Annotated in this window: 22 protein-coding genes and 1 tRNA gene; 8 read left to right on the top strand and 15 right to left on the bottom strand. The window is 68.0% G+C overall.

Annotated elements, in window-relative coordinates; all coding sequences use genetic code 11:
- Nucleotides 1-2: 2 nt before the first annotated feature.
- Genes CA951_RS08015 through CA951_RS08005 form a run of 3 tightly spaced genes read left to right on the top strand, consistent with a single transcriptional unit; the run spans nt 3 to nt 2,795 of the window.
- A complete protein-coding gene (locus CA951_RS08015) occupies nt 3-992 on the top strand; it encodes a branched-chain amino acid ABC transporter permease (RefSeq protein ID WP_087556323.1) in 990 nt (329 codons plus the stop codon).
- Nucleotides 985-2,004: an ABC transporter ATP-binding protein gene (locus CA951_RS08010; RefSeq protein ID WP_087556322.1), complete on the top strand. Its 1,020-nt coding sequence runs from the start codon at nt 985-987 to the stop codon at nt 2,002-2,004. The genes CA951_RS08015 and CA951_RS08010 overlap by 8 nt, the downstream gene beginning before the upstream one ends.
- The gene (locus tag CA951_RS08005) at nt 2,001-2,795 is read left to right on the top strand and encodes an ABC transporter ATP-binding protein (RefSeq protein WP_087556321.1); all 795 of its coding nucleotides are present in this window, start codon (nt 2,001-2,003) and stop codon (nt 2,793-2,795) included. Before CA951_RS08010 ends, CA951_RS08005 begins: the two co-directional genes overlap by 4 nt.
- A gap of 69 nt (nt 2,796-2,864) precedes the next feature.
- On the opposite strand, the gene CA951_RS08000 is transcribed toward CA951_RS08005, so the two are convergent.
- Together CA951_RS08000 and CA951_RS07995 are read right to left on the bottom strand one after the other, a co-directional pair.
- A complete protein-coding gene (locus tag CA951_RS08000; protein ID WP_087556320.1) occupies nt 2,865-4,187 on the bottom strand; it encodes an ABC transporter substrate-binding protein in 1,323 nt (440 codons plus the stop codon).
- Between the two features lie 166 nt (nt 4,188-4,353).
- On the bottom strand, nt 4,354-4,914 hold the full coding sequence (locus CA951_RS07995; RefSeq protein WP_087556319.1) for a TetR family transcriptional regulator: 561 nt from the start codon (nt 4,912-4,914) through the stop codon (nt 4,354-4,356).
- A 108-nt stretch (nt 4,915-5,022) separates the two neighbouring features.
- Here CA951_RS07995 and CA951_RS07990 point away from each other — a divergent pair, with 108 nt between their 5' ends.
- On the top strand, nt 5,023-5,862 hold the full coding sequence (locus tag CA951_RS07990) for an oxidoreductase (RefSeq protein ID WP_087556318.1): 840 nt from the start codon (nt 5,023-5,025) through the stop codon (nt 5,860-5,862).
- A gap of 53 nt (nt 5,863-5,915) precedes the next feature.
- Here CA951_RS07990 and CA951_RS07985 read toward each other — a convergent pair whose 3' ends face one another.
- Entirely contained in the window at nt 5,916-6,545 is a 630-nt protein-coding gene (locus CA951_RS07985; protein WP_087556317.1) for an ANTAR domain-containing response regulator, read from the bottom strand.
- A gap of 100 nt (nt 6,546-6,645) precedes the next feature.
- On the opposite strand from CA951_RS07985, the gene CA951_RS07980 reads away from it, so the two are divergent.
- Nucleotides 6,646-6,719: transfer RNA gene (locus CA951_RS07980), tRNA-Leu, on the top strand.
- Between the two features lie 83 nt (nt 6,720-6,802).
- Here the strand turns inward: CA951_RS07980 and CA951_RS07975 are convergent.
- A complete protein-coding gene (locus CA951_RS07975) occupies nt 6,803-7,258 on the bottom strand; it encodes a carboxymuconolactone decarboxylase family protein (RefSeq protein WP_087556316.1) in 456 nt (151 codons plus the stop codon).
- Nucleotides 7,259-7,386: 128 nt separating this feature from the next.
- Between CA951_RS07975 and CA951_RS07970 the strand changes: the two genes are divergently transcribed.
- The 3 genes from CA951_RS07970 (at nt 7,387) to CA951_RS07960 (ending at nt 10,011) form a co-directional block, all read left to right on the top strand.
- Nucleotides 7,387-8,262, top strand: a complete 876-nt coding sequence (locus CA951_RS07970) for a sigma-70 family RNA polymerase sigma factor (protein ID WP_087556315.1) — start codon at nt 7,387-7,389, stop codon at nt 8,260-8,262.
- Between the two features lie 104 nt (nt 8,263-8,366).
- A complete protein-coding gene (locus CA951_RS07965) occupies nt 8,367-8,870 on the top strand; it encodes an SRPBCC family protein (protein ID WP_087556314.1) in 504 nt (167 codons plus the stop codon).
- Nucleotides 8,871-8,913: 43 nt separating this feature from the next.
- Entirely contained in the window at nt 8,914-10,011 is a 1,098-nt protein-coding gene (locus CA951_RS07960; RefSeq protein ID WP_087556313.1) for a DUF4185 domain-containing protein, read from the top strand.
- Here CA951_RS07960 and CA951_RS07955 read toward each other — a convergent pair.
- The 11 genes from CA951_RS07955 to trpC form a co-directional block, all read right to left on the bottom strand.
- A complete protein-coding gene (locus CA951_RS07955; RefSeq protein WP_087556312.1) occupies nt 9,938-11,725 on the bottom strand; it encodes an ABC transporter ATP-binding protein/permease in 1,788 nt (595 codons plus the stop codon). The genes CA951_RS07960 and CA951_RS07955 overlap by 74 nt on opposite strands.
- Before the next feature lie 198 nt (nt 11,726-11,923).
- The gene (locus CA951_RS07950) at nt 11,924-12,169 is read right to left on the bottom strand and encodes a hypothetical protein (RefSeq protein WP_087556311.1); all 246 of its coding nucleotides are present in this window, start codon (nt 12,167-12,169) and stop codon (nt 11,924-11,926) included.
- A gap of 105 nt (nt 12,170-12,274) precedes the next feature.
- A complete protein-coding gene (locus CA951_RS07945) occupies nt 12,275-13,153 on the bottom strand; it encodes an acyl-CoA thioesterase II (RefSeq protein WP_087556310.1) in 879 nt (292 codons plus the stop codon).
- The gene (gene pyk / locus CA951_RS07940; protein ID WP_087556309.1) at nt 13,154-14,572 is read right to left on the bottom strand and encodes a pyruvate kinase; all 1,419 of its coding nucleotides are present in this window, start codon (nt 14,570-14,572) and stop codon (nt 13,154-13,156) included.
- Nucleotides 14,573-14,609: 37 nt separating this feature from the next.
- A complete protein-coding gene (locus tag CA951_RS07935; RefSeq protein ID WP_087556308.1) occupies nt 14,610-16,112 on the bottom strand; it encodes a glutamate synthase subunit beta in 1,503 nt (500 codons plus the stop codon).
- Nucleotides 16,105-20,688 carry a glutamate synthase large subunit gene (gene gltB, locus CA951_RS07930; RefSeq protein ID WP_087556307.1) on the bottom strand — a complete coding sequence of 1,528 codons (4,584 nt, stop codon included), beginning with the start codon at nt 20,686-20,688 and terminating at the stop codon, nt 16,105-16,107. The genes CA951_RS07935 and gltB overlap by 8 nt, the downstream gene beginning before the upstream one ends.
- Before the next feature lie 274 nt (nt 20,689-20,962).
- Nucleotides 20,963-21,802 (bottom strand): TM2 domain-containing protein, encoded by an 840-nt coding sequence (locus CA951_RS07925; protein WP_087556306.1) that lies wholly within the window; start codon nt 21,800-21,802, stop codon nt 20,963-20,965.
- Nucleotides 21,795-22,877 carry a prolipoprotein diacylglyceryl transferase gene (gene lgt, locus CA951_RS07920; RefSeq protein ID WP_087556305.1) on the bottom strand — a complete coding sequence of 361 codons (1,083 nt, stop codon included), beginning with the start codon at nt 22,875-22,877 and terminating at the stop codon, nt 21,795-21,797. Before lgt ends, CA951_RS07925 begins: the two co-directional genes overlap by 8 nt.
- Nucleotides 22,874-23,677 (bottom strand): tryptophan synthase subunit alpha, encoded by an 804-nt coding sequence (gene trpA / locus CA951_RS07915; protein WP_087556304.1) that lies wholly within the window; start codon nt 23,675-23,677, stop codon nt 22,874-22,876. Before trpA ends, lgt begins: the two co-directional genes overlap by 4 nt.
- On the bottom strand, nt 23,674-24,993 hold the full coding sequence (trpB, locus tag CA951_RS07910; protein WP_087556303.1) for a tryptophan synthase subunit beta: 1,320 nt from the start codon (nt 24,991-24,993) through the stop codon (nt 23,674-23,676). Before trpB ends, trpA begins: the two co-directional genes overlap by 4 nt.
- A gap of 62 nt (nt 24,994-25,055) precedes the next feature.
- The gene (trpC, locus tag CA951_RS07905) at nt 25,056-25,865 is read right to left on the bottom strand and encodes an indole-3-glycerol phosphate synthase TrpC (RefSeq protein WP_087556302.1); all 810 of its coding nucleotides are present in this window, start codon (nt 25,863-25,865) and stop codon (nt 25,056-25,058) included.
- Nucleotides 25,866-25,909 lie beyond the last annotated feature (44 nt).

The raw sequence follows: 25,909 nt of genomic DNA, 5'->3' as shown, positions 1-25,909 counted from the left end.
GCATGGACATCACAGGAGCACTCCAGGTCTCGCTCGCCCAGCTGATCGGCCCGTCCGCGATCTTCTACGCGCTGCTGGCGATCGGCCTCAACCTGCACTTCGGTTACGCCGGGCTGCTGAACTTCGGTCAGATCGGTTTCGCACTGCTCGGCGGCTACGGCGTCGGGATCATGACCGTCACCTACCAGCAGCCGCTGTGGGTCGGCATCCTCGTCGGTCTCGCCGCCGCCGGGTTGCTGGCCGTCGTCCTCGGTATCCCGACGCTGCGGTTGCGGGCCGACTATCTCGCCATCGTCACGATCGCCGCGTCCGAGATCCTGCGGCTGATATTCCGCTCCACCGCTTCGGATTCGATCACCGGATCAACCAACGGCCTGTTCGGCTTCGCCGATCCGTTCACCACGCTCAGCCCGTTCGACTCCGGTAAGCAGTACAACTTCCTCGGCGTGAAGTTCTACGGCGACGACCTGTGGTCGATGGTCGTCGGCTGGACCCTCGTCCTGGTGCTGTGCGGATTCGTGTACCTCCTCACACACAGCCCGTGGGGCCGCGTCCTCAAGGCCGTCCGCGAGGACGAGGACGCCGCGCGCGCCCTCGGCAAGAACGTCTTCGTCTACAAGATGCAGGCGCTGGTCCTCGGCGGCATGATCGGCGGGCTCGGCGGTGTGTTCAACGCACTGCAGACCAAGTCGATCAACCCCGACTTCTACTCCACCGCCCAGACGTTCTTCGCGTTCGGCGCCCTCATCCTCGGCGGCGCGGCCACCGTCTTCGGACCGGTGGTCGGAGCGATGCTGTTCTGGTTCCTGCTGGCCATCCCGGACGCACTGCTGCGCCAGGCCATCTCCGGTCCGGATCCGCTGCTGCCGCTGACCGAACAGCAGGTCGGGGCCATGAGGTTCGTCCTGCTCGGCATCATGATCGCGGTGCTGATGGTCTTCCGGCCGCAGGGCATACTGGGCAACAAGCGGGAGGTGCAGCTCAATGCCTGACCACAGACTGCCGGATCATCTGCAGACCGACAGCGTGCTCACCGCCGAGGAACGGGCCTCGATCTTCACCGACGTCCCGCACTCCCCCGGCGCAGCCAAACCCGACCCGATCCTCCTTGTCGACAACGTGTCCCGGACGTTCGGCGGACTCAAGGCCGTCGATGTGGCGCATCTGGAGATCCAGCGCGGCTGCATCACCGGACTGATCGGTCCGAACGGGGCGGGCAAGACCACCCTGTTCAACCTGCTCACCGGTTTCGACCGGCCGGACAGCGGCACATGGTCGATGGACGGCCAGTCGCTCGGCCGGATGTATCCGCACCAGGTGGCCCGCCGCGGCGTCGTCCGCACGTTCCAGCTGACGAAGGCGCTGTCGAAGCTGACGGTGCTCGACAACGTGCGGCTCGGCGCCACCGGGCAGCGCGGCGAGCGGATCGTCAACACGCTGCTGCCGTGGACGTGGAAGGCCCAGGAACGCGCCGTCACCGAACGGGCCAACGAACTGCTCGCGCGGTTCAAACTCGACACCAAGTCCGACGACCTCGCCGGCTCGCTGTCCGGCGGTCAGCGCAAGCTGCTCGAGATGGCGCGGGCGCTGATGACCGAGCCGACCGTCGTGATGCTCGACGAGCCGATGGCCGGGGTGAACCCGGCGCTCACCCAGAGTCTGCTCGGCCACATCAAATCGCTTCGGGACGAGGGCATGACCGTCGTGTTCGTCGAGCACGACATGGACGTCATCCGCGACATCAGCGACTGGGTGGTGGTGATGGCGCAGGGCAGCGTGATCGCCGAGTCCACCCCGGAACACCTCTCGTCGAACACCGCGGTCGTCGACGCGTACCTCGGGAGCCACCACGATCAAGCACTCGAATTCGACGACGAGGGGAATCCGGTGGGCGCGACCGCCGTCCTCGCCGAGGCACTCGAGAGCGCCGAGGCCGAAACCCTCGGGACCGGCGGCGACCTCTCCGAACCCGACATCACCGAGCTGAGGCGTGAGAACCCATGACCGAACCGACCCCGGCAGAATTCGCGGCCACCCCCGAGGAGCACGCCCGGCTCGCCGAGGGTGCCCTCGTCCGCGCGGACGGTGTGGTGGCCGGCTACATCCCCGGCGTCAACATCCTCCGCGAATGCAATTTCTTCCTGCGCGAGGGGGAGATCGTCGGCATCATCGGCCCCAACGGCGCCGGGAAGTCCACGCTCCTGAAGTCGTTGTTCGGGTTGATCCCGGTGCGGGAGGGCTCGGTGACCCTGCGCGGCGAGGACATCACGTCCAAACCCGCCCACGTGCTCGTGCAGAAGGGCGTCGGCTACGTCCCGCAGACGCAGAACGTCTTTCCCTCGCTCACCATCGAGGAAAACCTCGAGATGGGGATGTATCTGCGCCCCAAGCTCTTCGCGGAGAGGTTCGCGTTCGTCGGCGACCTGTTCCCGCTGCTCGTCGAGCGGAAGAAGGTGAAGGCGGGCGCCCTGTCCGGCGGTGAGCGGCAGATGGTCGCCATGGGCCGGGCTCTGATGATGGATCCGTCCGTACTGCTGCTCGACGAGCCGTCCGCCGGACTCTCCCCGATGTTCCAGGACGAGGTGTTCATCCGCTGCAAGAGGATCAACGCGGCGGGCGTCTCGGTGATCATGGTGGAACAGAACGCCCGGCGGTGCCTGCAGATCTGCGACCGCGGCTACGTCCTCGACCAGGGCCGCAACGCCTACACCGATTCGGGGCCCAACCTGATGCACGACCCGAAGGTGATCGAGCTGTACCTCGGCACGCTCGCGGGCAGCCAGGAGAAGAAGTAGTCCCGGCGGTTCCGGACACGACTGTGGGCCAGGTTTCCCTGGCCCACAGTTCGTTTCAGAGCAGCGCGATCACCCGCCGACGACGATGTACCCGTCCGTCGTCAGTTTGTTGTCGGCGCCGAACTTCAGCTTGCCGTACGAGCCGATGGACGGCTCGCCTGCGGCGGCGAAGTCGAGCTTGCCGGTGATGCCGTTGTAGTCGATATCCGTTCCGGCCTGCACGAGCGGCAGGCACTCCTGGTACGACGTGCACGGCGTGCCACCCTCGGTGACGTTGTTGATGTTCGCGGCGATGTCGCGGCCTGCCGTCGACTTCCCCGCTTCCGCTGCGAGCGCGGAAATGACGACGGCGTCGTAGGACTCACCGGCGTAGTTGAAGTCGATCAGCCCCGGGTTGATGGCCTTGAGTCGATCCTGGAAGGCGGGGCCGACGTCGGTGAGCGGTGTGGTGCCCTGCATGCCGTCGAGCAGCGGTGCGGCCACCGACTCGCCGAGTGCGTTACCCATGTTGCCATCCACGCCGTAGACCTTCATGCCGTCGGACGGGCCGATGCCGACCTCGTGCATACGGGTGATGATCTTGGCCGACTCCTCGAATCCGACCACGGCGACGGCGTCCGGGGCGAAGTCCTTCACCTGGTCGACCTCGGAGTTGAACGACTGCGCGTTGGGGTCGTAGATGATCTTCTGAATCTGGTCCTCGGGGATGCCCGCGTCGACGAGGTTCTTCTGGATGTTGTCGGCGAGCCCGGTGCCGTACGGGTCGTTGAGGGCCAGGATCGACACGCGCTGACCGCCGTCGTCCGAGATGAGTTGCGACACAGCCTGAGCCTGCAGCACGTCGGTGGGGGCAGTGCGGAAGTACTGCCCCTTGTCCGGGTAGCAGACGAACTGGTCGGACGTGTTGGCCGGGGAGAACATCACGACTCCGGCGCTGGACACCTTGTCGATGACCTTCAGCGACACCGACGACGACGCCGCACCGATGATCACCTGGGTGCCCGCGGCCAGTTCCCGGTCCACGGTGGTGTTCGCGGTGTCGGTGGTGGTGTCGCCCGAGTCGCCGGGAATCAGCTGGACGGGCTGGCCGAGAACCCCGCCTGCCGCGTTGACGTCGTTGACGCCGAGCTGGGTGCCCGCCACCATCGGCGGTCCGAGGAAGGAGAGGCTTCCCGTGTCGGGGAGCAGGGTGCCGATCTTCAGCGGCGCCGTGGACGGGGCACCCGCTGCCGCCGCTTTTTCGGGGGTGCAGTCGGTGGAAACCGTGGTGGCCGAGGCAGAGCTGCCACTCCCGCTCGCGGAGTCGTCGCCACTGTCCGAACTACAACCTGCCAGTGCGAGAGATGCCGCGCCGAGAACCGCGGCCGCCCGCACGAGGGTCCGTCTAGCCATCCAAACTCTCCTTAGATCACCTGTGTACGGGCGCCACCCGAGTTGGCGTCCGCTGTGGGATCAGACGCTAGCGGTCCGGCGGCTTTCGCGATCGGTCCGCAAGGGCTCGTGACCTTACTGTGATCTGAATACGGCGAGTGTTTACGCGGCCGTAGCGTGGCGGGCGTCAGGCGCCGACGAGAAGGCGCACGGACTCGACCACCACCCGACGCCGGCGGGCCCGGTCCGCGGGCGCCGACGCGCCGAGTTCCGGGGTCTGTGTGTGCCAGGACATCGCGACGGACCGGACGAGGGCGAGCAACTCCACCGGCGTGAATCGGGTTGGCAGCACACCACTTTTCTGCGCTCGCTCGATGTCGGCGAGCTTCGACCGGTTGGACGCGACCACCACCTGGAGCGGTTCTCCCTCGGGCCGTTCGAGCTGGTACCAGGTGGCGAGCCGCAGTGTCGCCGGGTTGTCCTCGTACAGGTCGAACGAGCGTCCCGCGTAGCCCGGGAGGTCGGTGGCGTCGAAGCGCACCTGCTCGGTGAACGCCACCACGTGGGCGGCGAAGACGGCGTCGAACAGTTGCCCCTTGTCGCCGAAGTACGCGTAGATCATCGACTTGTTCGCCTTGGCGGCGAGGGCGATGCGGTCGACCCGCGCCCCGGCGATACCGAATTCGGCGAACTCGGCCGCCGCTGCGTCAAGCAGTCGTTTCTTCGTTGCCTCTGCATCACGGACCATGCGTCCAGGCTATCAACTAACCAGTTGGTTGACAGCTCCGCCGCGCGGGTGTTCCATGGATCCCGTAAGCATCCAACCAGTCAGTTGCAAGCAGAAACGGGACCTCTCATGGCCAAAACCTGGCTCATCACCGGTAGTTCACGCGGGTTCGGCCGGGAACTCACGACCGCGGTCCTGCGCGGTGGCGACAACGTCGTCGCCACCGCCCGCAAGCCCGAACAGCTCACCGACCTGATCGACGCGTTCGGCCGCCGGGTTCGGACGGTCGCCCTGGACGTCACCGACGCCGCGGCCGCCCGCACGGCCGTCGCGACCGCGGTCGCCGAGTTCGGCGGACTCGACGTCGTGGTGAACAACGCCGGCTACGCCAACAGCGTCCCCATCGAGGAAATGACCGACGACGACTTCCGGCAGCAGGTCGACGCCAACTTCTTCGGCGTCGTCAACGTCACCCGGGCGGCACTGCCCATCCTGCGCGAGCAGCGCAGCGGCTGCTTCGTGCAATTCTCCTCCGTCGGAGGCCGCGTCGGCGGCACGCCCGGGCTGAGCGCGTACCAGGCCGCGAAGTTCGCCGTCGAAGGGTTCTCCGAAGTGCTGGCGGCCGAGGTGAGACCGTTCGGGGTGAAGGTGCTCATCGTGGAACCCGGGGCGTTTCGCACCGATTGGCAGGGCTCGTCGATGCAACGAAGCTCTGTCGGGCCCGATTACGAGGCGACGGTCGGCGCGATGAACCGCTACCGGGAGGACTCCGACGGCACCCAGCCGGGAGACCCGGCGCGGGCCGCTCGGATCATCATGGATGTGGTTGCCGCCGAGGACGCGCCACTGCGTCTGCTGCTCGGCGCCGGCGCCGTCGAGATGGCCGAGGAGTCGTCCCGCGAACGCGCCGCCGAGGCCCTCGCGTGGGCCGATGTCAGCCGCTCCGCGGACTTCCCCGCCGGCGGCTGACTCCGTTCCGGCGAAAGACGCGAAAACGTGCCGGCTGCCGCCGATCTCGCGGGTCAGATCGTGGGGGCTTCGCCGCCGAGGGTCTCGAGCACCACCTGCGCGACCGCCTTCATCGTCGACCGGCGGTCCATCGCGGCCCGCTGGATCCACTTGAACGCTTCGGGCTCGGTCAAGGACTGCTTCTCCATCAGCACGCCCTTGGCCCGCTCGACGATCTTGCGGGTCTCGAGGCGCTCGGACAGATCGGAGATCTCCCGCTCGAGCGCGGTCACCTCCTTGAACCGGCTCGCCGCCAACTCGACCGCGGGCACCAGGTCGGCCGTGGAGAACGGCTTGACGAGATAGGCCATCGCCCCGGCGTCGCGCGCCCGCTCCACCAGCTCGCGCTGACTGAAGGCTGTGAGAATGACCACGGGCGCAATGCGTTTCGCCGCGATCTCGGAGGCCGCATCGATGCCGTCGCGGCGAGGCATCTTCACGTCCATGATCACGAGGTCGGGTTTCAGCTCCACCGCCAGGTCGACGGCGGCCTGCCCGTCCCCCGCCTCACCGACCACGTCGTAGCCCTCTTCCCTCAGCATCTCGACCAGATCGAGCCTGATCAGCGCCTCGTCCTCGGCCACCACGACCCGTCGCGGCTGCGACGGCACACCTTGCTGCTGGGGAGCGTTCATGGCCACCATTCTCCTCTGCTCGGACGACCCCGGCGCGGGGAGCGAACGTTAGAAGGGTACCGGTGGTTGACTCCCGACGGCGATCTTCTACAGTGGTACAGCGCAACACGCCCTCGTATCCCAATTGGCAGAGGAAACGGATTCAAAACCCGTCCAGTGTGAGTTCGAGTCTCACCGAGGGCACCGCCGGGATCATCCCGCGATCGCAGGTCAGATGCATTCTCTGACCTGCGATTCGCATCTTCACCCCTGTTACGGCGTGTGCCTCACCACTGCCCGCCCGCGATCTGCCGGGTGGCGGCGTTGATGCGGTTCCACAGGTTGACGCCGGCGATCGACAGCACCAGCGACGCGAGTTGCTCCTCGTCGTAGTGCCGGGCGGCCTCGTCCCACACCTCGTCCGGGACCGGGTCCGGTCGATCGCTCAGCCGGGTCATCGACTCGGCCAGCGCGAGAGCCGCACGTTCGGCGTCGCTGAAGTACGGGGCCTCCCGCCACGCTGCCACCGCGAAGATTCGCTGGTTGGTCTCGCCTTCCTTCTCCAACTCACGCGCGTGCATGTCCACGCACACGCTGCAGCCGTTGATCTGGCTCGACCGCAGGTGCACGAGGGCGTGGGTCACCGGCGGCACGTTCGCCTTCGTCGTGGCCTTCCCCAGCGCCAGCAGAGACTTCATGGCGTCGGGAACGATCATCGCGGGGTTGGTCATCCGGGCTTTCATGATTGCCTGCCTCCAAGGTTGTTTGGATGGTGGGGTATTCGGGTGGTGTGAGGTCACACCGGCTGGTTTTGTTTCTCCTGTTTTTCCTTCTCACCGACATGACGAACCGGGACGGGAGAATGTGACGGATGGACGAGATTGAAGTTCTGGCGCACCGATTCGAGGAGAACCGGTCGCATCTGTCGGCGGTCGCGTACCGGATGCTCGGCTCGACAAGCGAGGCCGAGGACGCCGTGCAGGAGGGCTGGCTGCGGCTCAGCCGGGCCGAGACGTCCGAGGTGCAGAACCTGCGTGGTTGGCTGACGACGGTCGTCGGGCGGGTCTGCCTCGACATGCTCCGGTCCCGCAAGGCGCGGCGCGAGGATCCCCTGGAGGTCCATGTTCCGGATCCGATCGTGCGCGAGGTGGACGGGACCGATCCCGAGAACGAGGCGGTGCTGGGCGACTCCGTCGGTCTCGCGCTGCTGGTGGTTCTCGACACGCTGACGCCAGCCGAGCGGCTCGCCTTCGTGCTGCACGACATGTTCGCCCTGTCCTTCGACGAGATCGCCCCGATCGCCGACCGCACGCCCGCCGCGACCCGGCAACTCGCGAGCCGGGCACGGCGGCGAGTCCAGGGATCGGGGCCTGCCCCGGAGACCGACCCGACCCGGCAGCGCGAGGTGGTCGAGGCATTCATGACCGCCTCGCGGGGCGGCAGGTTCGACGACCTCCTGGCCCTGCTCGACCCGGACATCGTCCTGCGGGCCGACCGCGGCGCCGACGGATCCGACATGGTGCGCGGAGCCCGTGCCGTGGGCGAGCAGGCCCTCACGTTCTCGCGTTTCGCTCCTTTCGGGCGGCTCGCCCTGGTGAACGGCACGCCCGGGGTGGTGACCGCACCCGACGGGAAGACGTTCTCGGTCATGGCGTTCACCGTCGCGGCCGGGAAGATCGTCCGGATCGACGTCCTCGCCGACCCGGTCCGTCTGCAGCGTCTGGGTATCTCCCCCGGCGACGCCTGACGACGCGCAGGTAGCGGCGGTTTTTTGTGCCCGATCCTGGGGATCTGCGGCGTCCTGCCAGTACCATGGTGGGACAGGTACGCCCTCGAGCACGGAGGTCACCCATGGAGCTCGGCACCGTCACTTTCACCTACGACGGGCGGGTAGCCCTTCGATTCCAGCAAGCGCTCTCGCACTCGCCGGAGAAGGTGTGGCGTGTTCTCACCGACCCGCAGTACCTGAAGGTCTGGTTTCCTGCCGACGTCGACTTCGACCTCACCCCGGGGGCCGAACTCGTCTTCCGGGTCACACCGGAACAGGTGAGCCGATTCGGACTGCCCGCAGATCAGACCACCACCGGAACGGTCATCTCGGTGCATCCCGCGCACATCCTCGAATACCTGTGGGACGCCGAGACGCTGCACTGGGAACTCGTTCCCGACGGCAGCGGCGGCTGCTGGCTGACGCTCACCCACACCGTGGAAGAAGAAGAATCCGCCTACGCGCACGCCGCAGGCTGGCACGCAGGGCTCGAGGTCGTCGAAGCGCAACTGGACGGCCGCGAAGTCGATTGGTCGCTGTGGGATCGGGCCGACGAACTCGCCGAGTCCTACCGCAAGACGTCCTGATCAACCGACTTCCCTGACCACCCGAATTCGCCGACAGTAGGGAGTGCGTATCCCGGGCAGCACCACCACACCGGCAGCAACCTTCGTGCAGGAGGTCACCGGGGAGGCGACGCGGCGATGGGGTGTGCGCGGCACTGACCTCGGCTGTCCGGTGCGCCTGGCCGACGGCCGGGTCGCGTTCTTCTTCGGCGACACGTTCCGCTCGCGCGGCCGGAGCGGCCGGGGGTGGCGCAGTCCCGTGATGTTGCGCTCCACCACAACCGACCCCCGCGGCGGCATCGAATTCGACTCCGCCGCAGGCGGGCGGACGGCGAGGGAGATCCTCCCGAACGCGCACGACGACGGCGAATCACCCCACCGGGAGTCGGCGGGCAGCGAGTTCACAGTGGTTCCCGCGGACGCCGTCACCATCGGCGACCGGACGTATCTGTCCGTCGTCAGTGTGCACTCGTGGGCGTCGCAGGCGTGGCCGACGAACTTCACGTATCTGGCGTGGTCCGACGACGGCGGCGAGCATTGGCACCGGACATGCGCGCGCTGGGACAACCGAGGCGGGTCGCTGGACCAACTGTGGACCATGGAACGGCACGAAGGCTACGTCTACGTCGTCTCGAGCGCGTTCGACCGCACCAATCCGGGTGGAATGATCCTGCGCCGAGTCCCTGAGGCGCGCATTCTCGAACCCGGAGTGTACGAAGACTGGGGCTGGGACCGCGGCACGGGATGGGCGTGGGGGCAACCCGCGACCCCGATCCTGCCGGGACCCGTCGGGGAGATGTGCCTGCGGCGGATCGAGGGCACCTGGGTCCTCGCCTACTTCGACCCGACCGCCTACGCGATCGTCACCCGCACGGCGCAGCACATCGACGGACTGTGGTCGGAACCGACGGTGCAGGTCGCCGGCGGTGGCTGGGGAGCCGCGGACGGCACGTGGGCGCAGATCTACGGCGGTTACATCCATCCAGCGTCCACGCTGGACGGGCTGCATCTTCTTGTGTCGCAATGGAACACCACGACTGGGGATCCCTATCGCGTGCTGCAGTTCACCACCCGGCTGGACGTGCCGGTCACTTCACGAGCTCCGACTCCGTCCACCGCCCTTCCCCTTCGAGTTCCACACCACGGGAATGGAACTGGTTGAGGGTGCTCCGGTGCCCGACGCTGACCACGATGCTGTCGGGGAGTTCGGTCCTGAGCAGCGTGTAGAGGGTGTGCTCTAGGCCCTCGTCGATCGCCGACGTGGCCTCGTCGAGGAAGATCACCGCGGGACGGGCTATCAGCACCCGCGCGAACGCGAGACGCTGCTGCTCGCCCGGCGACAGGATCCTCGTCCAGTCGGCGGTCTCGTCGAGCCGATCACCCAGGTTGCCGAGGGACACCCTCGACAGCGCACCACGCACGACGTCGTCGGACGCCGTCGGCTCCTTCGGGTAGGCCAGTGCGGTGCGCAGCGACCCGAGCGGTAGGTACGGGCGCTGGGACAGGAAGATGGCTTCCCCCGAGGGCCGCGACACCGTGCCGTCGGCGTACGGCCACAGATCCGCGAGGGTGCGGAGCAACGTGGTCTTGCCCGAGCCCGACGGCCCCTTGACCAGCAGCGACTGCCCGGGAGTCACGGTGAGCGCGAGGCCCTCGATGAGGGTCTCCCCCGTCGGGATGCGCACGTCCAGCTTCTCTACCTGCAGATCGTCGCCCGACTTGCCGGTCTTCAGGACCGGAAGTTCGGCGGCGTGCTGGTTGTCGTTGGCCAGACCGTTGAGGCGGATGAGGGTCGCGCGGAAGCTGGCGAAGTCGGCGTACGACTCGCGGAAGAAGGACAGCGAGTCGTGGACCTGCCCGAAGGCCTGCGACGTCTGCATCACGTCACCGAGCGACACCTGGCCGGTGAACAGCCGCGGACCCTGCACGAGGAACGGGAAGATGACGGCCGTCTGGTTGACGGTGAGGTTCCAGCCGCTGAACTTCAACGTCCGGAAGACGATCTGCCACATGTTCCGGATGACGTTCGCGAACCGTCCGGCGAGGGTGCGGCGCTCGACGTTCTCGCCGCGGTAGAACGCGATGCTCTCGCCGTACTCCCGCACCCGGATCAGCGCGTAACGGAAGTTGGCGCCGAGTTTCTCGTTGAGGAAGTTCAGCTTGATGAGGGGCTTGCCGATCCAGAACGCCACCACCGTGGTCACCAGCACGTAGATGTAGACGAGGAAGATCATCGCCCGCGAGATCTCGACGCCGAACACGGTCATCGGGCCGGACAGGTCCCACAGGATTCCGGTGAACGACACGATCGACAGCACCGCGGTCACCGCGCCCATCGACAGCGAGCGGGACGTGGTGACGAAGTTGGTGATGTCGGCCTGGATGCGCTGATCCGGGTTGTCGATCGCGTCGCCGAGGAAGCGGTCGCGGTAGTAGGCGCGGCTGTCGAGCCAGTCGTCGACGAGATGGTGGTTGAGCCAGGTACGCCAGTCGATGTCGAGGGTCTGCCCGATCAGGTATTCGACGAGGGCACGGACCACGTGGACGGTCGCCAGGATGGCGAACACGCGGAGGAAGTGCCAGAAGGCCGTCTCGTCCAGGTTCTGGATCGAATCGTAGAAGTCGTTGTACCAGTAGGAGAACAGCACCGTCATCCGCACCGCGAAGACCGTCGACAGCAACAGCACCGCCAGGATGGTCAACGGCTTGAGGCTGCGCCGCGGATCGAAGTACGGCGCGGCGAAGCGCCAGAACTGCCTACCCCATTTGGTGAACCGCGCGAGCAGTATCACCACGACGACGAACGCGACGACAGTCATGACGTAGGCCTTGAGCAGCCACATCGAGCTGTCCCATACGACGTTGTTCCAGTCCACGACCCATATCCCCGATCACGAGGTGAAACTCACCAGAAAAGATGGCGAAGTCTAACCCCGGACGTCGGTGATGGGCGAGAGATCCGCGCAGGACACGCGTCGGCTCGGAAGACGCAGATCACCCGATGTCCCATTTGTGCGGTTTCGGCCGCACGGGTGGGACATCGGGTGAGGAGAACGGACCCAGGCGACAGGGGTCTACGAGTCCTTATCGGGTTCGGGCTCTTTCAAATTGCCTTCGTCGTCGACGTAGTCGTCGAAGGCGGTGCCCGACACCGTACCGTCGGAGCCGGGCAGGACGACCGTCTCGCGGGCCCCCGGTTCGTAGCGGGCGTCGATCTCCTCCACCTTCTTCCTGGCTTCGGCGAGCGCCTCGTCGTCGGGCACGGGAACTTCGCTCTCGGCCGGCCGGTCGGTCTTCTTCTCGGGTTCGTCTGCGCTCATGTTGCACGTCCGTTCCGTTTCGGAGATTCCAGACCGACCCTACGCCGCGGTCACCGGTTGAACTACCGTTCAAAGCCGTTCGGTGGCAACACAATGGCAGCGCCGCTATTGCCGCGGCGGGAAGTGCCGGATGAGCCCCTCCTGGACCACCGTCGCCAGCAACTCCCCTTCGAGGGAGAAGAAGCGCCCCGTCGCGAGACCGCGGGAACCTGCCGCGACCGGCGATTCGGTGGCGTACAGCGTCCAGTCGTCGAAGCGGAACGGCCGGTGGAACCAGACGGAATGGTTCACGGTGGCCGCGACGATCCGGTCCAGCCCCCACGACAGGCCGTGGGTGGTGATGATGGAGTCCAGGACCGTGGTGTCCGACGAGTAGCCCATGACGGCTACGTGGATGAGCGGGTCGTCCGGGAGGTCGCCGTCCGATTTCATCCAGACCCGGTTGTGGGTGAGTTTCTCCCCCGTGCCCTTCATGATCCACGACGGGTCGTTCGCGTACCGCATGTCGATCGGCTTGAGCGCGTCGACGAACATCTTCAGCCGGTCTTCGTAACCCTGGAAGTGGTCGCCGAGCGGCGGCAGCGTGTCCGGGAACGGGACGTCGGGCACCTCGACCGCGTGCTCGAGACCCTTGCCCCAGTCCTGGAACGCCGCCAGCATGACGAACAATTCTTGACCGTTCTGCAGCGCCGTGACCTGGCGATTCGCGAATGCCCGGCCGTCGCGGTGCCGCTCGACGCGGTATTCGATGGGTTCCTTGACGTTTCCGCCGCGGATGAAGTGGGCGTTGACCGCGTGCACGGCGCGCTCGCCGCTGACGGTGCGGCCGGCGGCGACCAGTGCCTGGGAGATCAACTGGCCGCCGAACGTCCGGCTACCCACCTGCGCGGGATGCCGACCTCGGTACGTGTCCTCCCCGGTCTTCTCGAGGTCGAGAAGTTCGAGCAGGGTCTGGAGATCGGTCTTCGCCGCGACTTCGCTCACCTAGTGGTCCTCTTCGCCGATTCTGTGGACGTGGATCAGGTTGGTCGAGCCTACGGTGCCCGGCGGCGACCCCGCCACGATCACGACGAGTTCACCCTTCTGGTACCGGCCCANCCCCAGCAACGCGTTGTCGACCTGCCGCACCATCGCATCCGTGCTGTCNACCGGATCGACGATGAACGTCTCCGTCCCCCACGTCAACGACAACTGCGACCGCACCTCCGGCAACGGCGTGAACGCCAGCAACGGCAACGGCGTNTGCAACCGCGCCAACCGNCGNACCGTGTCCCCGGACTGCGTGAACGCCACCAACGCCTTCGCATCCAACCGCTCCCCGATGTCACGGGCCGCGTACGAAATCACCCCCCGCTTGGTCCGCGGCACATGCGTCAACGGCGGCACCTGCGTGGACTCGTTCTCCACCGCCTCCACGATCCGCGCCATCGTNCGCACCGTCTCCATCACATACTTNCCCACCGACGTCTCACCGGAGAGCATCACCGCATCCGCACCGTCGAGGACCGCGTTCGCCACATCCGAGGCCTCCGCGCGGGTCGGCCGCGAGTTCTCGATCATCGACTCCAGCATCTGCGTCGCCACGATCACCGGCTTCGCGTTCTCCCGCGCGATCTGAATCGCCCGCTTCTGCACCAGCGGCACCTGCTCGAGCGGCAACTCCACCCCCAGATCACCNCGNGCGACCATCACCGCNTCGAACGCCAGCACGATCGCCTCGAGGTTGTCGATCGCCTCCGGCTTCTCCAGCTTCGCGATCACCGGGATCCGCCGNCCCACCCGGTCCATCACCGCGTGCACCAACTCCACATCCGCCGGCGACCGCACGAACGACAACGCGATGAANTCGACTCCCAACCCGAGCGCGAACTCNAGGTCGGCGATGTCCTTCTCCGACAACGCCGGGACCGACACGTTCATCCCCGGCANCGACACACCCTTGTTNTTNGACACCGGGCCGCCCTCGGTGACCCGGCAGATCACGTCGTTGCCCTCCACCCCGGACACGACGAGACCGACCTTGCCGTCGTCGACCAGCAGCCGGTCGCCCGGCTTCGCGTCCTCGGCCAACTGCTTGTANGTGGTCGAGACCCGGTCNTGGGTGCCCTCACACTCGTCGACGGTGATCCGCACCTCCTCACCGTTGGCCCACGTGGTGCGACCCTCCGCGAACCGGCCCAACCGNATCTTCGGGCCCTGCAGATCGGCNAGGACACCGACCGCCTTGCCCGTCGCGTCCGAGGCCGCCCTCACGCGTTTGTAGTTCTCCTCGTGGTCGGCGTGCTCGCCGTGGCTGAAATTCAGCCGGGCCACGTCCATACCGCTTTCGACGAGCTCGCGAATACGGTCACCGGTGGCGGTAGCAGGTCCAAGTGTGCATACGATCTTCGTGCGTCGGTTCACGGCCTCGAGCCTAGTCGTCCCGCGCGCCCTTCTCCATTTAGACGACTGCCAGCGGAAGCGCTGTCGGATGCACCGGCGACGGGAGGTCCGACGCCCCGGTGAGGTACACGTCGACGGCGTGCGCCGCGGACCGGCCCTCCGCGATCGCCCACACGACGAGCGACGCGCCGCGGTGCGCGTCCCCGCAGACGAAGACCCCGGGGGCGGTGGTCTGCCAGTCCGGTCCGCAGGCGAGGGCTCCGCGCCGGGTCGGCGACAACCCGTAGTCGTCGAGCAGCGGACCGAGATCGACGCCCTCGAATCCGATCGCGAAAAGAGCCAGTTCGCAAGGCAATTCGATCTCTTCGCCGACCGGCGTGATGATGCGTTTGCCGTCTTCGCGGGTGACCTCGACCTCGGCGAGCACCATGGACCGGACGTTCCCGTTCGCGTCGCCGAGGAACCGCTGCACCGCGACCTGATACCGGCGGACACCACCCTCGGCGTGCGCGGGCGACGTGCGCAGCACCATCGGCCAGGCCGGCCACGGCGTCGCGGCCTCGTCTCGCTCCGTCGGCAACTCCGGGTTGTAGTCCAGTTGGGTCACCGACAGCGCGCCCTGGCGGTGCGCCGTTCCGAGGCAGTCGGCGCCGGTGTCGCCGCCGCCGATGATGACGACGTGTTTACCCTTGGCGGTGATGTCCGCGGGACCGTCGCCCTCGCATTCCTTGTTCGAGGTGACGAGATGTTCCATCGCGAGATGGATCCCGTTCAGCTCGCGGCCCTCGACGGTGGTGTTGTCGCGGGCCCGCAGCGCACCGATCGCGAGCACGACCGCGTCGAAGTTCCCGCTCATCTGCTCCACGGTGAGGTCGACGCCGACCTCGCAGTCGGTGACGAAGTGGGTTCCCTCGGCGCGCATCTGCATCAGGCGCTGATCGAGGATGGCCTTCTCCATCTTGAATTCCGGGATGCCGTACCGCAGCAGTCCCCCGAGCCGGTCGTCGCGCTCGTAGACGGTGACGTCGTGCCCCGCCCGGGTCAGTTGCTGAGCCGCCGCAAGACCGGCCGGGCCGGAACCGACCACCGCGACCTTCCGTCCCGTGGCGATCATCGGTGGTTTGGGGACCACAGTGCCGGAGTCCCACGCGACGTCCGCGATGGCTTGTTCGATCCGCTTGATCGTGACACTGCCCGTCGTGTGCGTGTCGGCGAGCGAGAGCACACACGCCGACTCGCACGGGGCCGGGCACACCCGGCCCGTGAACTCCGGGAAGTTGTTGGTGGCGTGCAGCCGCTCGCTCGCCGCCGACCAGCGGCCGCGCCGCACGAGGTCGTTCCACTCCGGGATCAGGTTGCCCAGCGGGCAGCCCGCACTTCCCGAGTGGCAGAACGGGATTCCGCAGTCCATGCACCGCGCCGCCTGCTCGGACACCTCGGCGGCCCGCTCCGCGGAACTCTGCGGCGCGTACACCTCGTTCCAGTCGTGCACCCGCTCCGCGACCGGGCGCTTGCGCGCCTCCTTCTTCACGATGTGCAGAAAGCCCTGGGGATCAGCCACGTGCCGCCTCCATGATCGCAGTGTCGACGTCGAGACCCTCGGCCTTCGCCATCCGGGTCGCGTCCAGCACCCGCTGGTAGTCCACCGGCATCACCTTGGTGAAGAGTGCAGACCGCCGCGGCCAGTCGGCGAGCACGGACGCCGCGACCGCGGAACCCGTCCACCGGTGGTGCCGGGTGACGGCGCCGCGCAACCAGTCCAGATCGTCCGGGTCGGGTTGCATCAGCTTCACCATCGCCGGGTTCACGTCCTCCGGGTCGAGGTCGAGGACGTACGCGATGCCGCCGGACATGCCGGCCGCCATGTTCCGTCCCGTCGGTCCGAGGATCACGACCCGCCCGCCCGTCATGTATTCGCAGGCATGGTCACCGACACCCTCCACGACGGCCGACGCTCCGGAATTGCGCACCGAGAAGCGTTCCCCGACGCGTCCCCGGAGGTAGATCTCCCCGGAGGTGGCGCCGTAGAGCAGGGTGTTGCCCGCGATCACCTGGGTCTCCGGGACGAACAGGACGTCGGCGGCAGGACGGACCACGATCCGCCCACCCGACAACCCCTTGCCGACGTAGTCGTTGGCGTCCCCGGTCAGGTCGATGGTGATGCCCGGCGGCAGGAACGCGCCGAGCGACTGCCCGGCCGAACCGGTGAACGTGAGCCGGATCGTGTCGTCCGGCAATCCGGCGGCGCCGTAGCGGCGGGTGACCTCCGCGCCGAGCAGCGTGCCGACGGTCCGGTTGACGTTGCGCACCGGCATCTCGATCTCCACGGCGTGCGCGTCCTCGAGGGCGCCCTCCGCCAACTGGATCAGCGTGCGGTCCAGTGCCCGGTCCAGTCCGTGGTCCTGATCGCGGTCCCGGCGCCGCTGCGGCAGCGGCTCCCCGTCCGGCCCGGTGGGCACGGCGAAGATCGGGGTGAGGTCGAGTCCGCGGTTCTTCCAGTGGGCGATCCCCTGCGCGGTCTCGAGGACGTCGGCGTGACCGACGGCCTCGTCGATGCTGCGGAACCCGAGATCCGCCAGGTAGCGGCGCACGTCCTCGGCGACGAACCGGAAGAACTCTTCCACGAACTCCGGTTTGCCGGTGTACCGCTTGCGCAGCTCCGGGTTCTGGGTGGCGACACCGACCGGGCAGGTGTCGAGGTGGCACACCCGCATCATGATGCAGCCCGCCACGATCAGCGGGGCCGTGGAGAACCCGAACTCCTCCGCACCCAGCAGCGCCGCGACCACGACGTCCCGTCCGGTGCGCATCCCGCCGTCGCACTGGACGGTGATGCGGTCGCGGAGACCGTTGAGCACGAGCGTCTGCTGGGCGTCGGCCAGCCCGATCTCCCACGGCGCCCCGGCGTGCTTCATCGACGTCAGCGGGGTGGCGCCGGTGCCGCCGTCGTTGCCGGAGATGAGGACGACGTCGGCGTGCGCCTTGCTGACGCCTGCGGCAACGGTTCCCACCCCCACCGAGCTGACCAGCTTGACGTGGACCCGGGCCTGATCGTTGGCGTTCTTCAGGTCGTGGATCAGCTGCGCGAGATCCTCGATCGAGTAGATGTCGTGGTGCGGCGGCGGCGAGATCAGCCCGACCCCCGGCGTCGAGTGGCGGGTCTCCGCGACCCACGGGTACACCTTGTACGCCGGCAACTGGCCGCCCTCACCGGGCTTGGCGCCCTGCGCCATCTTGATCTGGATGTCGCTGGCGTTGACCAGGTAGTCGCTGGTGACACCGAACCGCCCGCTCGCCACCTGCTTGACGGCGCTGCGCCGCAACGGATCGTAGAGCCGGTCGACGTTCTCGCCGCCCTCCCCGGTGTTGGAGCGCCCGCCGAGATTGTTCATCGCGACGGCCATCGTCTCGTGCGCTTCGGCGGAGATGGAACCGTAACTCATCGCGCCCGTGTTGAACCGGGTGACGATCCGCTCCACCGGTTCCACCTCGTCCAGCGGCACCGGCGGCCGCACACCCTCGCGGAACGTGAACAGGCCGCGCAGGGCGCCACCGGCCTCGGCGAGCCGGTTCACCTCCTCGCTGTACTTGGCGAACACCTCGTGCTGACCGGTGCGGGTGGCGTGCTGCAGCAGGAACACCGTCTCCGGGGTGAACAGGTGCAGTTCGCCGTCGCGGCGGAACTGGTACTCGCCGCCGTCCTCGAGCCGCCGGTGGGCGAACTCGGCCGGGTTGTCCGGGTACGCCTGCCGGTGGCGGACGGTGACCTCGCGGGCGATCTCGTCGAGACCGGCGCCGCCCAGTTTGCTGACCGTGCCCGTGAAGTATTCTTGGACGAGGTCGCGGTCCAGGCCGATCGCCTCGAACACCTGCGCCGCGGTGTACGAGCCGACGGTGGAGATGCCCATCTTCGACATCACCTTGAGCACACCCTTGCCGAGCGCCGTGAGGTAGTTCCGCACGGCGATCGTGTGCTCGACCCCGGTGAGTTCGCCCTCGGACACGAGGTCCTCGATCGACTCCATCGCGAGGTACGGGTTGACGGCGGCGGCGCCGTACCCGATGAGCAACGCCAGGTGGTGGACCTCGCGGGCGTCACCGGATTCGACGACCAGCGCCACCTTGGTGCGTTCCTTGGTCCGCACCAGGTGGTGGTGCACCGCGGCCACCGCGAGCAGCGACGGGATCGGCGCCCGCGTGTGGTCGGAGTCGCGGTCCGAGATCACCAGCGTCCGGTAGCCGTCCGCGATCGCGGCGCTCGCCTGCGCCCGCAACTCCTCGATCGCCTCGGCCATCCCCGCACCGCCGCGCTCCACGTCGTACAGCGCGCGCAGCACCGCCGCGGCGAGCCCGGGATGGTTGCCGTCCGCGTTCACGTGGATGATCTTGTTCAGCTCTTCGTTGTCGAGCACCGGCCACGGCAGCACGATCTGCCTGCACGACGCCGCGGTCGGTTCGAGCAGATTCTGCTCCGGACCCATGACCCGCGACAGCGACGTCACGATCTCCTCGCGGATCGCGTCGAGCGGCGGGTTCGTGACCTGCGCGAACAGTTCGACGAAGTAGTCGTAGAGCAGCCGCGACCGCTGCGACATGACGGCGATCGGCGTGTCCGTCCCCATCGAACCGAGGGGCTCGCCGCCGGACGTGGCCATCGGGGCGAGCAGGATGCGCAGATCCTCCTCTGTGTACCCGAACGCCACCTGCCGCCGCACCACCGACTCGTGGTTGTGCTGCGCGTGCGGACGATCCGGCAGCGTCTTCAGTTCCAGCAGACCGGCGTACAGCCACTCGGCGTACGGCCGCTCCGCCGCGAGCCGCATCTTGATCTCCTCGTCGGGCACGATGCGGCCCTCGGACGTGTCGACCAGGAACATCTGCCCCGGCTCGAGGCGGCCCTTGGCCACGACCTCCGACTGCGGGACGTCGAGGACACCGCTCTCGCTCGCGAGGACCACCCGCCCGTCGACGGTCTGCCACCAGCGCCCCGGGCGCAGGCCGTTGCGGTCCAGCACGGCGCCGACCACGGTCCCGTCGGTGAACGTCACACACGCAGGCCCGTCCCACGCCTCCATCAGCGACGCGTGGAACTGGTAGAACGCCCGCCGGTCCGGGCACATCGACGTGTCGTTCTCCCACGCCTCCGGCACCATCATCATCACCGCGTGCGGCACGCTGCGGCCGGCGAGGTGCAGCAGTTCGAGCACCTCGTCGAACGACGCCGAATCCGACGCGTCGGGGGTGCAGATCGGATACACCCTGCGCAGGTCGCCCGGGATCACCGCACTCGACAGCAGTGCCTCGCGGGCCCGCATGCGGTTCCGGTTGCCGCGGACCGTGTTGATCTCCCCGTTGTGCGCGACGAACCGGAACGGGTGCGCGAGCGGCCAGGACGGGAACGTGTTGGTCGAGAACCGGCTGTGCACGATCGCGATCGCGCTCGCCATCCGCGGGTCGCGCAGGTCCGGGAAGTACCGCGCCAACTGGGACGTGGTCAGCATCCCCTTGTAGACGATCGTCCGGCTCGACAGCGACGGGAAGTACACGCCGCTGCCCTCCGACTCGACATCGGGGGTGACCTGTTCGGCCCGTTTCCGCAGCGGGTAGACCAGGCGGTCGAGGGCGAGCCCGCCGGGCCGGATTCCGCCGACGGCGGGTGCGGCGACGAACAACTGGCTCATGTGCGGTGCGCAGGCGCGGGCCGTGGAGCCGACGTCCGCACCGTCCGGCTCGACGGGCACCGGACGCCAGCCGAGGATCTGGAGTCCCTCCTCGTCCGCGAGGTCGGACACGCGTCGTTGCGCGGCCGCCCGCGCCTGCGGGTCCTGCGGGAGGAAACAGATGCCCGCCGCGTACGTGCTGCTGCCGTCGGCCAGGGGTGCGGGGAGGTCGAACAGGGCGAGAGCCCCGAAGAATTCGGTGGGGAGCTGGAGCAGGATGCCTGCGCCGTCGCCGCTGTTCGGTTCCGAGCCCGCCGCGCCGCGATGCTCGAGATTCTCGAGAGCGAGAAGTCCGTCGGAGACGATGGAGTGGGAGCGGCGGCCGTGCACGTCCGCGACCATGGCGACGCCGCAGGAATCGACTTCCTGGTCCGGGTCGTACAAGCCCTGGGGACCGGGCAATTGAGAGAACAGCACCGATATACCTCCACATCGGCCGGGAAGACCACCAGTGTGTGCGCTCCGCACGTGCTGTCGGCGGCCTCCGCTAGCGGGGTCGCCACGACGGGCGCTAACTGCTTTTCGGGGGTCTACCGGGACAGCATCGGCCCGTGAAGGTTGTTACCGGACATACACCCGGCGCGCTCAGCTTACCAGGACCGATACCCGGCAAGATATGCCGAATCGGGCCCGGAACGGACGGTGGCCCGTGTCGCATCAGCAACACGGGCCACACGTTTTCCGGGGATCGTCACTGGTCCCGCAGGGGCCGTCCGTACTGGTCCTTCACGCTGCCGGTCAGCATCATGATCCCGTCGACCAGCGGCCAGATACCGCCGATTCCACACGTGAGCCACGTGACGGCGATCTGCGCCACGGCGATGCCGGGCTGGTTCAGGTAGAACCGCCCGACGCCGAACGCACCGAGGAAGATCTGCAGCAGTCCGGCGGTCAACTTGGACTTGTCGGAGTACGGCTCACCCGTCAGCGGGTGCCTGCCGAACGGCGCCGACGGATCGGCGTACGTGTTGTAGCCGGGGGCGTACCCGGGCGGCGGGTACCCCTGCTGAGGATAACCCTGCTGCTGTCCGTAACCCGGCTGCTGATACCCGGGCTGCTGGTAGTCCTGCGGCGACTGCGGAGCCGCCCCGTATTGCGCGCCGTAATTCGGATCCGGTGCGCCGTAGGTCGGACCGTCCGGCTGCTGGGGCTTCTCGTACCCGGAGTAGGGCGCGGTCGGCGAAGTCGGCTCGCCCACGTTCGGGAACGGGGCCGTCGGCTCGGTTCCGCCCGGCGACGGGTAGGTGGGTGTCGACCCCCAGCCCGGGCCGTTGCCGACACCCGAATACGTGTCCCAGCCCGGTCCCGTCCCGGACGAACCCGGTGACGGCGTCGCGTCGGACGTGGCGGGCGGCTGGGACAGCGAAGCCTCGGCGGTGGCGTCGTAGTCGAACGGGGAGCCGAATTCGGGCGGCACGCTCGCGTCGTTGCTGTTCTCGGTGCCGTCGCTGCTCTTTCCCAGGTCGACCTTGTGTGCGTCCTCGGATGCACCCGTGCCGGAATCGTCGGATGCTTTCCCCGGTTCAGTCATTCGCGTCATCCTTCTTGCTGTCGATGGTCTTCGTGCCCGCATCGCCGCCGGCACTCGCAGTGCTCGCGGCCTTGTCGTCCGATACCGACTCCGATGCAGACGCCTTCCCGTCCTCGTCCTTGCCCTCGACCTTCTTCTCCCCCTCGGCCGGTGCGGAATCGTCCGGCTCCGCCTGTGCGGTCTCGTCCGCGACCGGTTCGCCGTCGGCAGGCCGCAGTTCCGCCGGATCCTCGCGCCCCTTCGTGGCGGCGAAGAAATACACCACGGCCGCGACGAACACCAGGGCGGAGGTGAACGAGTTGACGCGGACACCGGCGATGAGGCTCGCGTGGTCGCTGCGCATCAGTTCGATCCAGAAACGCCCGGCGCAGTACCCGGCCACGTACAGGGCGAAGAGACGGCCGTGCCCGATGCGGAATCGGCGATCGACCCACACGAGCAGGATCACGATCAGCACGTTCCACAGTGCCTCGTACAGGAACGTCGGATGCACCACGAACGCGACCTCGCCGGTGGACACCCCGTCGATCAGCTGCGGCGACACCTGGCCGACGTCGTTGCGGCGCTCGAAGATCTCGAGCCCCCACGGAACGTCCGTCTCGCGACCGTAGAGTTCCTGGTTGAAGTAGTTTCCGATCCGTCCGATCGCCTGCGCGAGCAGAATGGCCGGCGCGACCGCGTCGCCGAGCGCCGGCAGCGGGATGCCGCGGCGCCGGCATCCGATCCAGGCGCCGACACCGCCGAGCGCCACGGCGCCCCAGATGCCGAGGCCGCCCTGCCACACCTTCAGGGCGTCGACGGGGTCGCCGCCCTCCCCGAAATACGTCGGCCAGTCGGTCATCACGTGGTAGAGGCGGCCGCCGATCAGGCCGAACGGCACCGCCCAGATGGCGATGTCGAGGACGGTGCCCTTCTCGCCGCCGCGGGCGACCCAGCGACGGTCACCCCATACGATCGCGACGATGATCCCGACGATGATGAACAGCGCGTATGCGCGCAGGGCCACCGGTCCGACATACCAGACACCTTGGGGCGGACTCGGAATGTAGGCCAGTACGTCCACAGTGGAAGTCACGACGCCACGGTAGCGGAGCGAACGCCCTCGGCGAGTTCCTCCGTCAGCGCGCGCACCGCGTCCAGACCGTTCTCCGCCGCCGTGACCAGCGCGGATCCGACGATGACCGCGTCGGCGTAGGCGGCGATCTCGGCGGCCTGCGCGCCGGAGCGGACACCCAGTCCGACGCCGACCGGAATGTCCGAGTGGGCGCGGATGCGGGCCGTCAGTTCCGGTGCCATCGACGACACGGCGTCACGGGCGCCGGTGACGCCCATCGTGGACGCGGCGTAGACGAACCCGCTGCTGGCGTCGAGGGTGATCGCGAGACGCTCCTCGGTGGACGACGGGGCGACGAGGAAGATCCGGTCGAGGTCGTGTTCCTTCGACGCGGCGATCCACTCGCCGGCTTCCTCGGGGATGAGGTTGGGGGTGATCAGGCCGAGGCCGCCTGCGTCCGCCAGATCGCGGGCGAACTTGTCGACGCCGTACTGCAGAACCGGGTTCCAGTACGTCATCACGACGGCCTTGCCGCCGACGGAGGCGATCGCCTCGACGACCGTGAACACGTCGCGCACCCGGACGCCGTTCTGCAACGCCGTCTCGGCCGCAGCCTGGATGGTGGGTCCGTCCATCACCGGGTCGGAGTAGGCGATGCCGACCTCGACGATGTCGCAACCGGATTCGACCATCGCCTTGAACACGTCGATGGATTTCTGCACGGTGGGGAACCCGGCCGGGAGGTACCCGACGAGCGCGGCGCGCTTCTCCTCGCGGCACTGCGCGAACGTCGGGGCGAGGCGCGAGAGTCGTTCGCTCACTTGGCCGAACCTTCCTTGTCGGTCGTGGTGGTCTCGGTCGAGTCGTCGGGATCGAACAGTCCGAACCACTTGGCGGCCGTGTCCATGTCCTTGTCGCCGCGCCCGGACAGGCTGACGACGATGATCGCGCCCTCCCCCAGTTCGCGGCCCAGTCGCAGTGCACCGGCGACGGCGTGGGCGGACTCGATGGCCGGGATGATGCCCTCGCGCTCGGACAGCAGTCGGAGCGCGTCCATGGCCTCCGAGTCGGTGACCGGCTCGTAGGTGGCGCGGCCGATGTCCTTGAGCAGTGCGTGTTCCGGGCCGACCCCGGGGTAGTCGAGGCCCGCGGAGATCGAGTGCGACTCGATGGTCTGGCCGTCCTCGTCCTGCAGCAGGTACGAGTACGCGCCCTGGAACGCGCCCGGGGTGCCACCCGCGAACGTCGCGGCGTGCCTTCCGGTCTCGACGCCGTCACCGGCGGCCTCGTACCCGACCAGCCGCACGGACGGGTCGTCGAGGAACGCGTGGAAGATGCCGATGGCGTTGGATCCGCCGCCGACGCACGCCGTCACGGCGTCGGGCAGTCGGCCCGTCAGCGCCTGCACCTGGACCCGCGTCTCCAGACCGACGACGCGCTGGAAGTCGCGGACGATGGTCGGGAACGGGTGCGGTCCGGCGGCGGTGCCGAAGCAGTAGTAGGTGTTGTGGGCGTTGGTGACCCAGTCGCGCAGCGCCTCGTTGATCGCGTCCTTCAGGGTCCTCGACCCCGACTCGACGGACACGACCGCGGATCCGAGCAGCCGCATGCGGGCGACGTTCAGTGCCTGCCGCTCGGTGTCGACGGCACCCATGTAGATGATGCATTCCAGGCCGAGGAGCGCGCAGGCGGTGGCGGTCGCCACACCGTGCTGACCGGCACCGGTTTCCGCGATGATGCGGGTCTTGCCCATGCGCTTGGCGAGCAGCACCTGCCCGAGCACGTTGTTGATCTTGTGCGAGCCGGTGTGGTTGAGGTCTTCGCGCTTGAGGATCAGCCGCGCCCCACCGGCGAACTCGCTCATCCGCGTCGCCTCGAAGATCGGGGACGGACGGCCGGTGTAGTCGCGCTGGAGTCGGTCGAGTTCGTTCAGGAACGACTCGTCGCCGCGCGCCTTCTCGTACTCGGCGGTGACCTCCTCGATCACCGCCATCAGGGCCTCCGGCACGTGCCGTCCGCCGTACACGCCGAAGTGCCCTCCGGCGTCGGGGTCGTGCGTCGTACGCTCGGCGATTCCGGCGCTGGCAGTCGGCAGATTGCCACCCTTGAAGACGGTTTCCTGATTACGTGAAGTCACAGGTCCAGTCTGCCTCGAGGCCGGGTTCCGCCGCCGTCCGGGTCAGGTCCGCCGGAGCGGGGTCAGCGCGACGGCTTGGGGCAGGACGGGTGCGCGCCGGCGTTGACCAGATCGGCCACCGCCTTGCGCGGATCACCGCTGGTGACGAGGCCTTCGCCGACCAGCACCGCGTCGGCTCCCGCACCGGCGTACGCCAGCAGGTCGGCCGTGCCGCGCACCCCGGACTCCGCGATCTTGATGATCTCGGTGGGCAGTCCGGGAGCGATCTCGCCGAACGTGTTCTTGTCGACCTCGAGCGTCTTGAGGTTGCGCGCGTTGACACCGATGACCTTGGCGCCCGCTTCGATCGCCCGATTCGCTTCTTCCTCGGTGTGGACCTCGACGAGGGCCGTCATGCCCAGCGACTCCGTCCGGTCGATCAACGACGCGAGCGCGTCCTGCTCGAGGGCGGCGACGATGAGCAGCACCATGTCGGCGCCGTGCGCGCGAGCCTCGTGGATCTGGTACGGCCCGACGATGAAGTCCTTGCGGAGGATCGGAATGCTCACCGCGCGGCGGACGGCGTCGAGGTCCGCGAGGGACCCCTGAAACCGGCGCTCCTCGGTGAGCACGCTGATCACGCGGGCGCCACCGGCCTGGTAGGCGGCGGCCAGTTCGGCGGGATCGGCGATGTCGGCGAGCGCACCCTTCGAGGGGCTGGCGCGCTTGACCTCGGCGATGACTCCGATGCCCGGCGCGAGCAGGGCGGCCGCGGCATCGAGGGCCGGCGGTGCGGCGGCGGCGGCGGCCTTGACTGCGGCGAAGTCGAGGACGGCTTCGCGGGCGGCGACGTCGGCGCGCACCCCGTCGAGAATCGAGTCGAGAACGGTCATCGTGGCCCGAGTCCTTTCTGGGCAGAAACCCGATGTGAGGAACA

It is taken from the genome of Rhodococcus sp. NCIMB 12038, from assembly GCF_002165735.1.
Classification (GTDB): Bacteria; Actinomycetota; Actinomycetes; order Mycobacteriales; family Mycobacteriaceae; genus Rhodococcus_F.
Note: the sequence above shows the minus strand (reverse complement) of the source record. Positions and strands in the feature narration are given on the sequence as shown.

What these genes read in the sequence shown, in the direction of transcription:
- CA951_RS07925 (WP_087556306.1), bottom strand. Translation starts at nt 21,802, where the DNA reads ATGACTGAACCGGGGAAAGCATCCGACGATTCCGGCACGGGTGCATCC.
- CA951_RS07965 (WP_087556314.1), top strand. Translation starts at nt 8,367, where the DNA reads ATGGAGCTCGGCACCGTCACTTTCACCTACGACGGGCGGGTAGCCCTT.
- CA951_RS07985 (WP_087556317.1), bottom strand. Translation starts at nt 6,545, where the DNA reads ATGGTGGCCATGAACGCTCCCCAGCAGCAAGGTGTGCCGTCGCAGCCG.
- trpC (WP_087556302.1), bottom strand. Translation starts at nt 25,865, where the DNA reads ATGACCGTTCTCGACTCGATTCTCGACGGGGTGCGCGCCGACGTCGCC.
- CA951_RS07970 (WP_087556315.1), top strand. Translation starts at nt 7,387, where the DNA reads ATGGACGAGATTGAAGTTCTGGCGCACCGATTCGAGGAGAACCGGTCG.
- CA951_RS07995 (WP_087556319.1), bottom strand. Translation starts at nt 4,914, where the DNA reads ATGGTCCGTGATGCAGAGGCAACGAAGAAACGACTGCTTGACGCAGCG.
- CA951_RS08005 (WP_087556321.1), top strand. Translation starts at nt 2,001, where the DNA reads ATGACCGAACCGACCCCGGCAGAATTCGCGGCCACCCCCGAGGAGCAC.
- CA951_RS07990 (WP_087556318.1), top strand. Translation starts at nt 5,023, where the DNA reads ATGGCCAAAACCTGGCTCATCACCGGTAGTTCACGCGGGTTCGGCCGG.
- CA951_RS08000 (WP_087556320.1), bottom strand. Translation starts at nt 4,187, where the DNA reads ATGGCTAGACGGACCCTCGTGCGGGCGGCCGCGGTTCTCGGCGCGGCA.
- CA951_RS08015 (WP_087556323.1), top strand. Translation starts at nt 3, where the DNA reads ATGGACATCACAGGAGCACTCCAGGTCTCGCTCGCCCAGCTGATCGGC.
- CA951_RS07950 (WP_087556311.1), bottom strand. Translation starts at nt 12,169, where the DNA reads ATGAGCGCAGACGAACCCGAGAAGAAGACCGACCGGCCGGCCGAGAGC.
- CA951_RS08010 (WP_087556322.1), top strand. Translation starts at nt 985, where the DNA reads ATGCCTGACCACAGACTGCCGGATCATCTGCAGACCGACAGCGTGCTC.
- CA951_RS07975 (WP_087556316.1), bottom strand. Translation starts at nt 7,258, where the DNA reads ATGAAAGCCCGGATGACCAACCCCGCGATGATCGTTCCCGACGCCATG.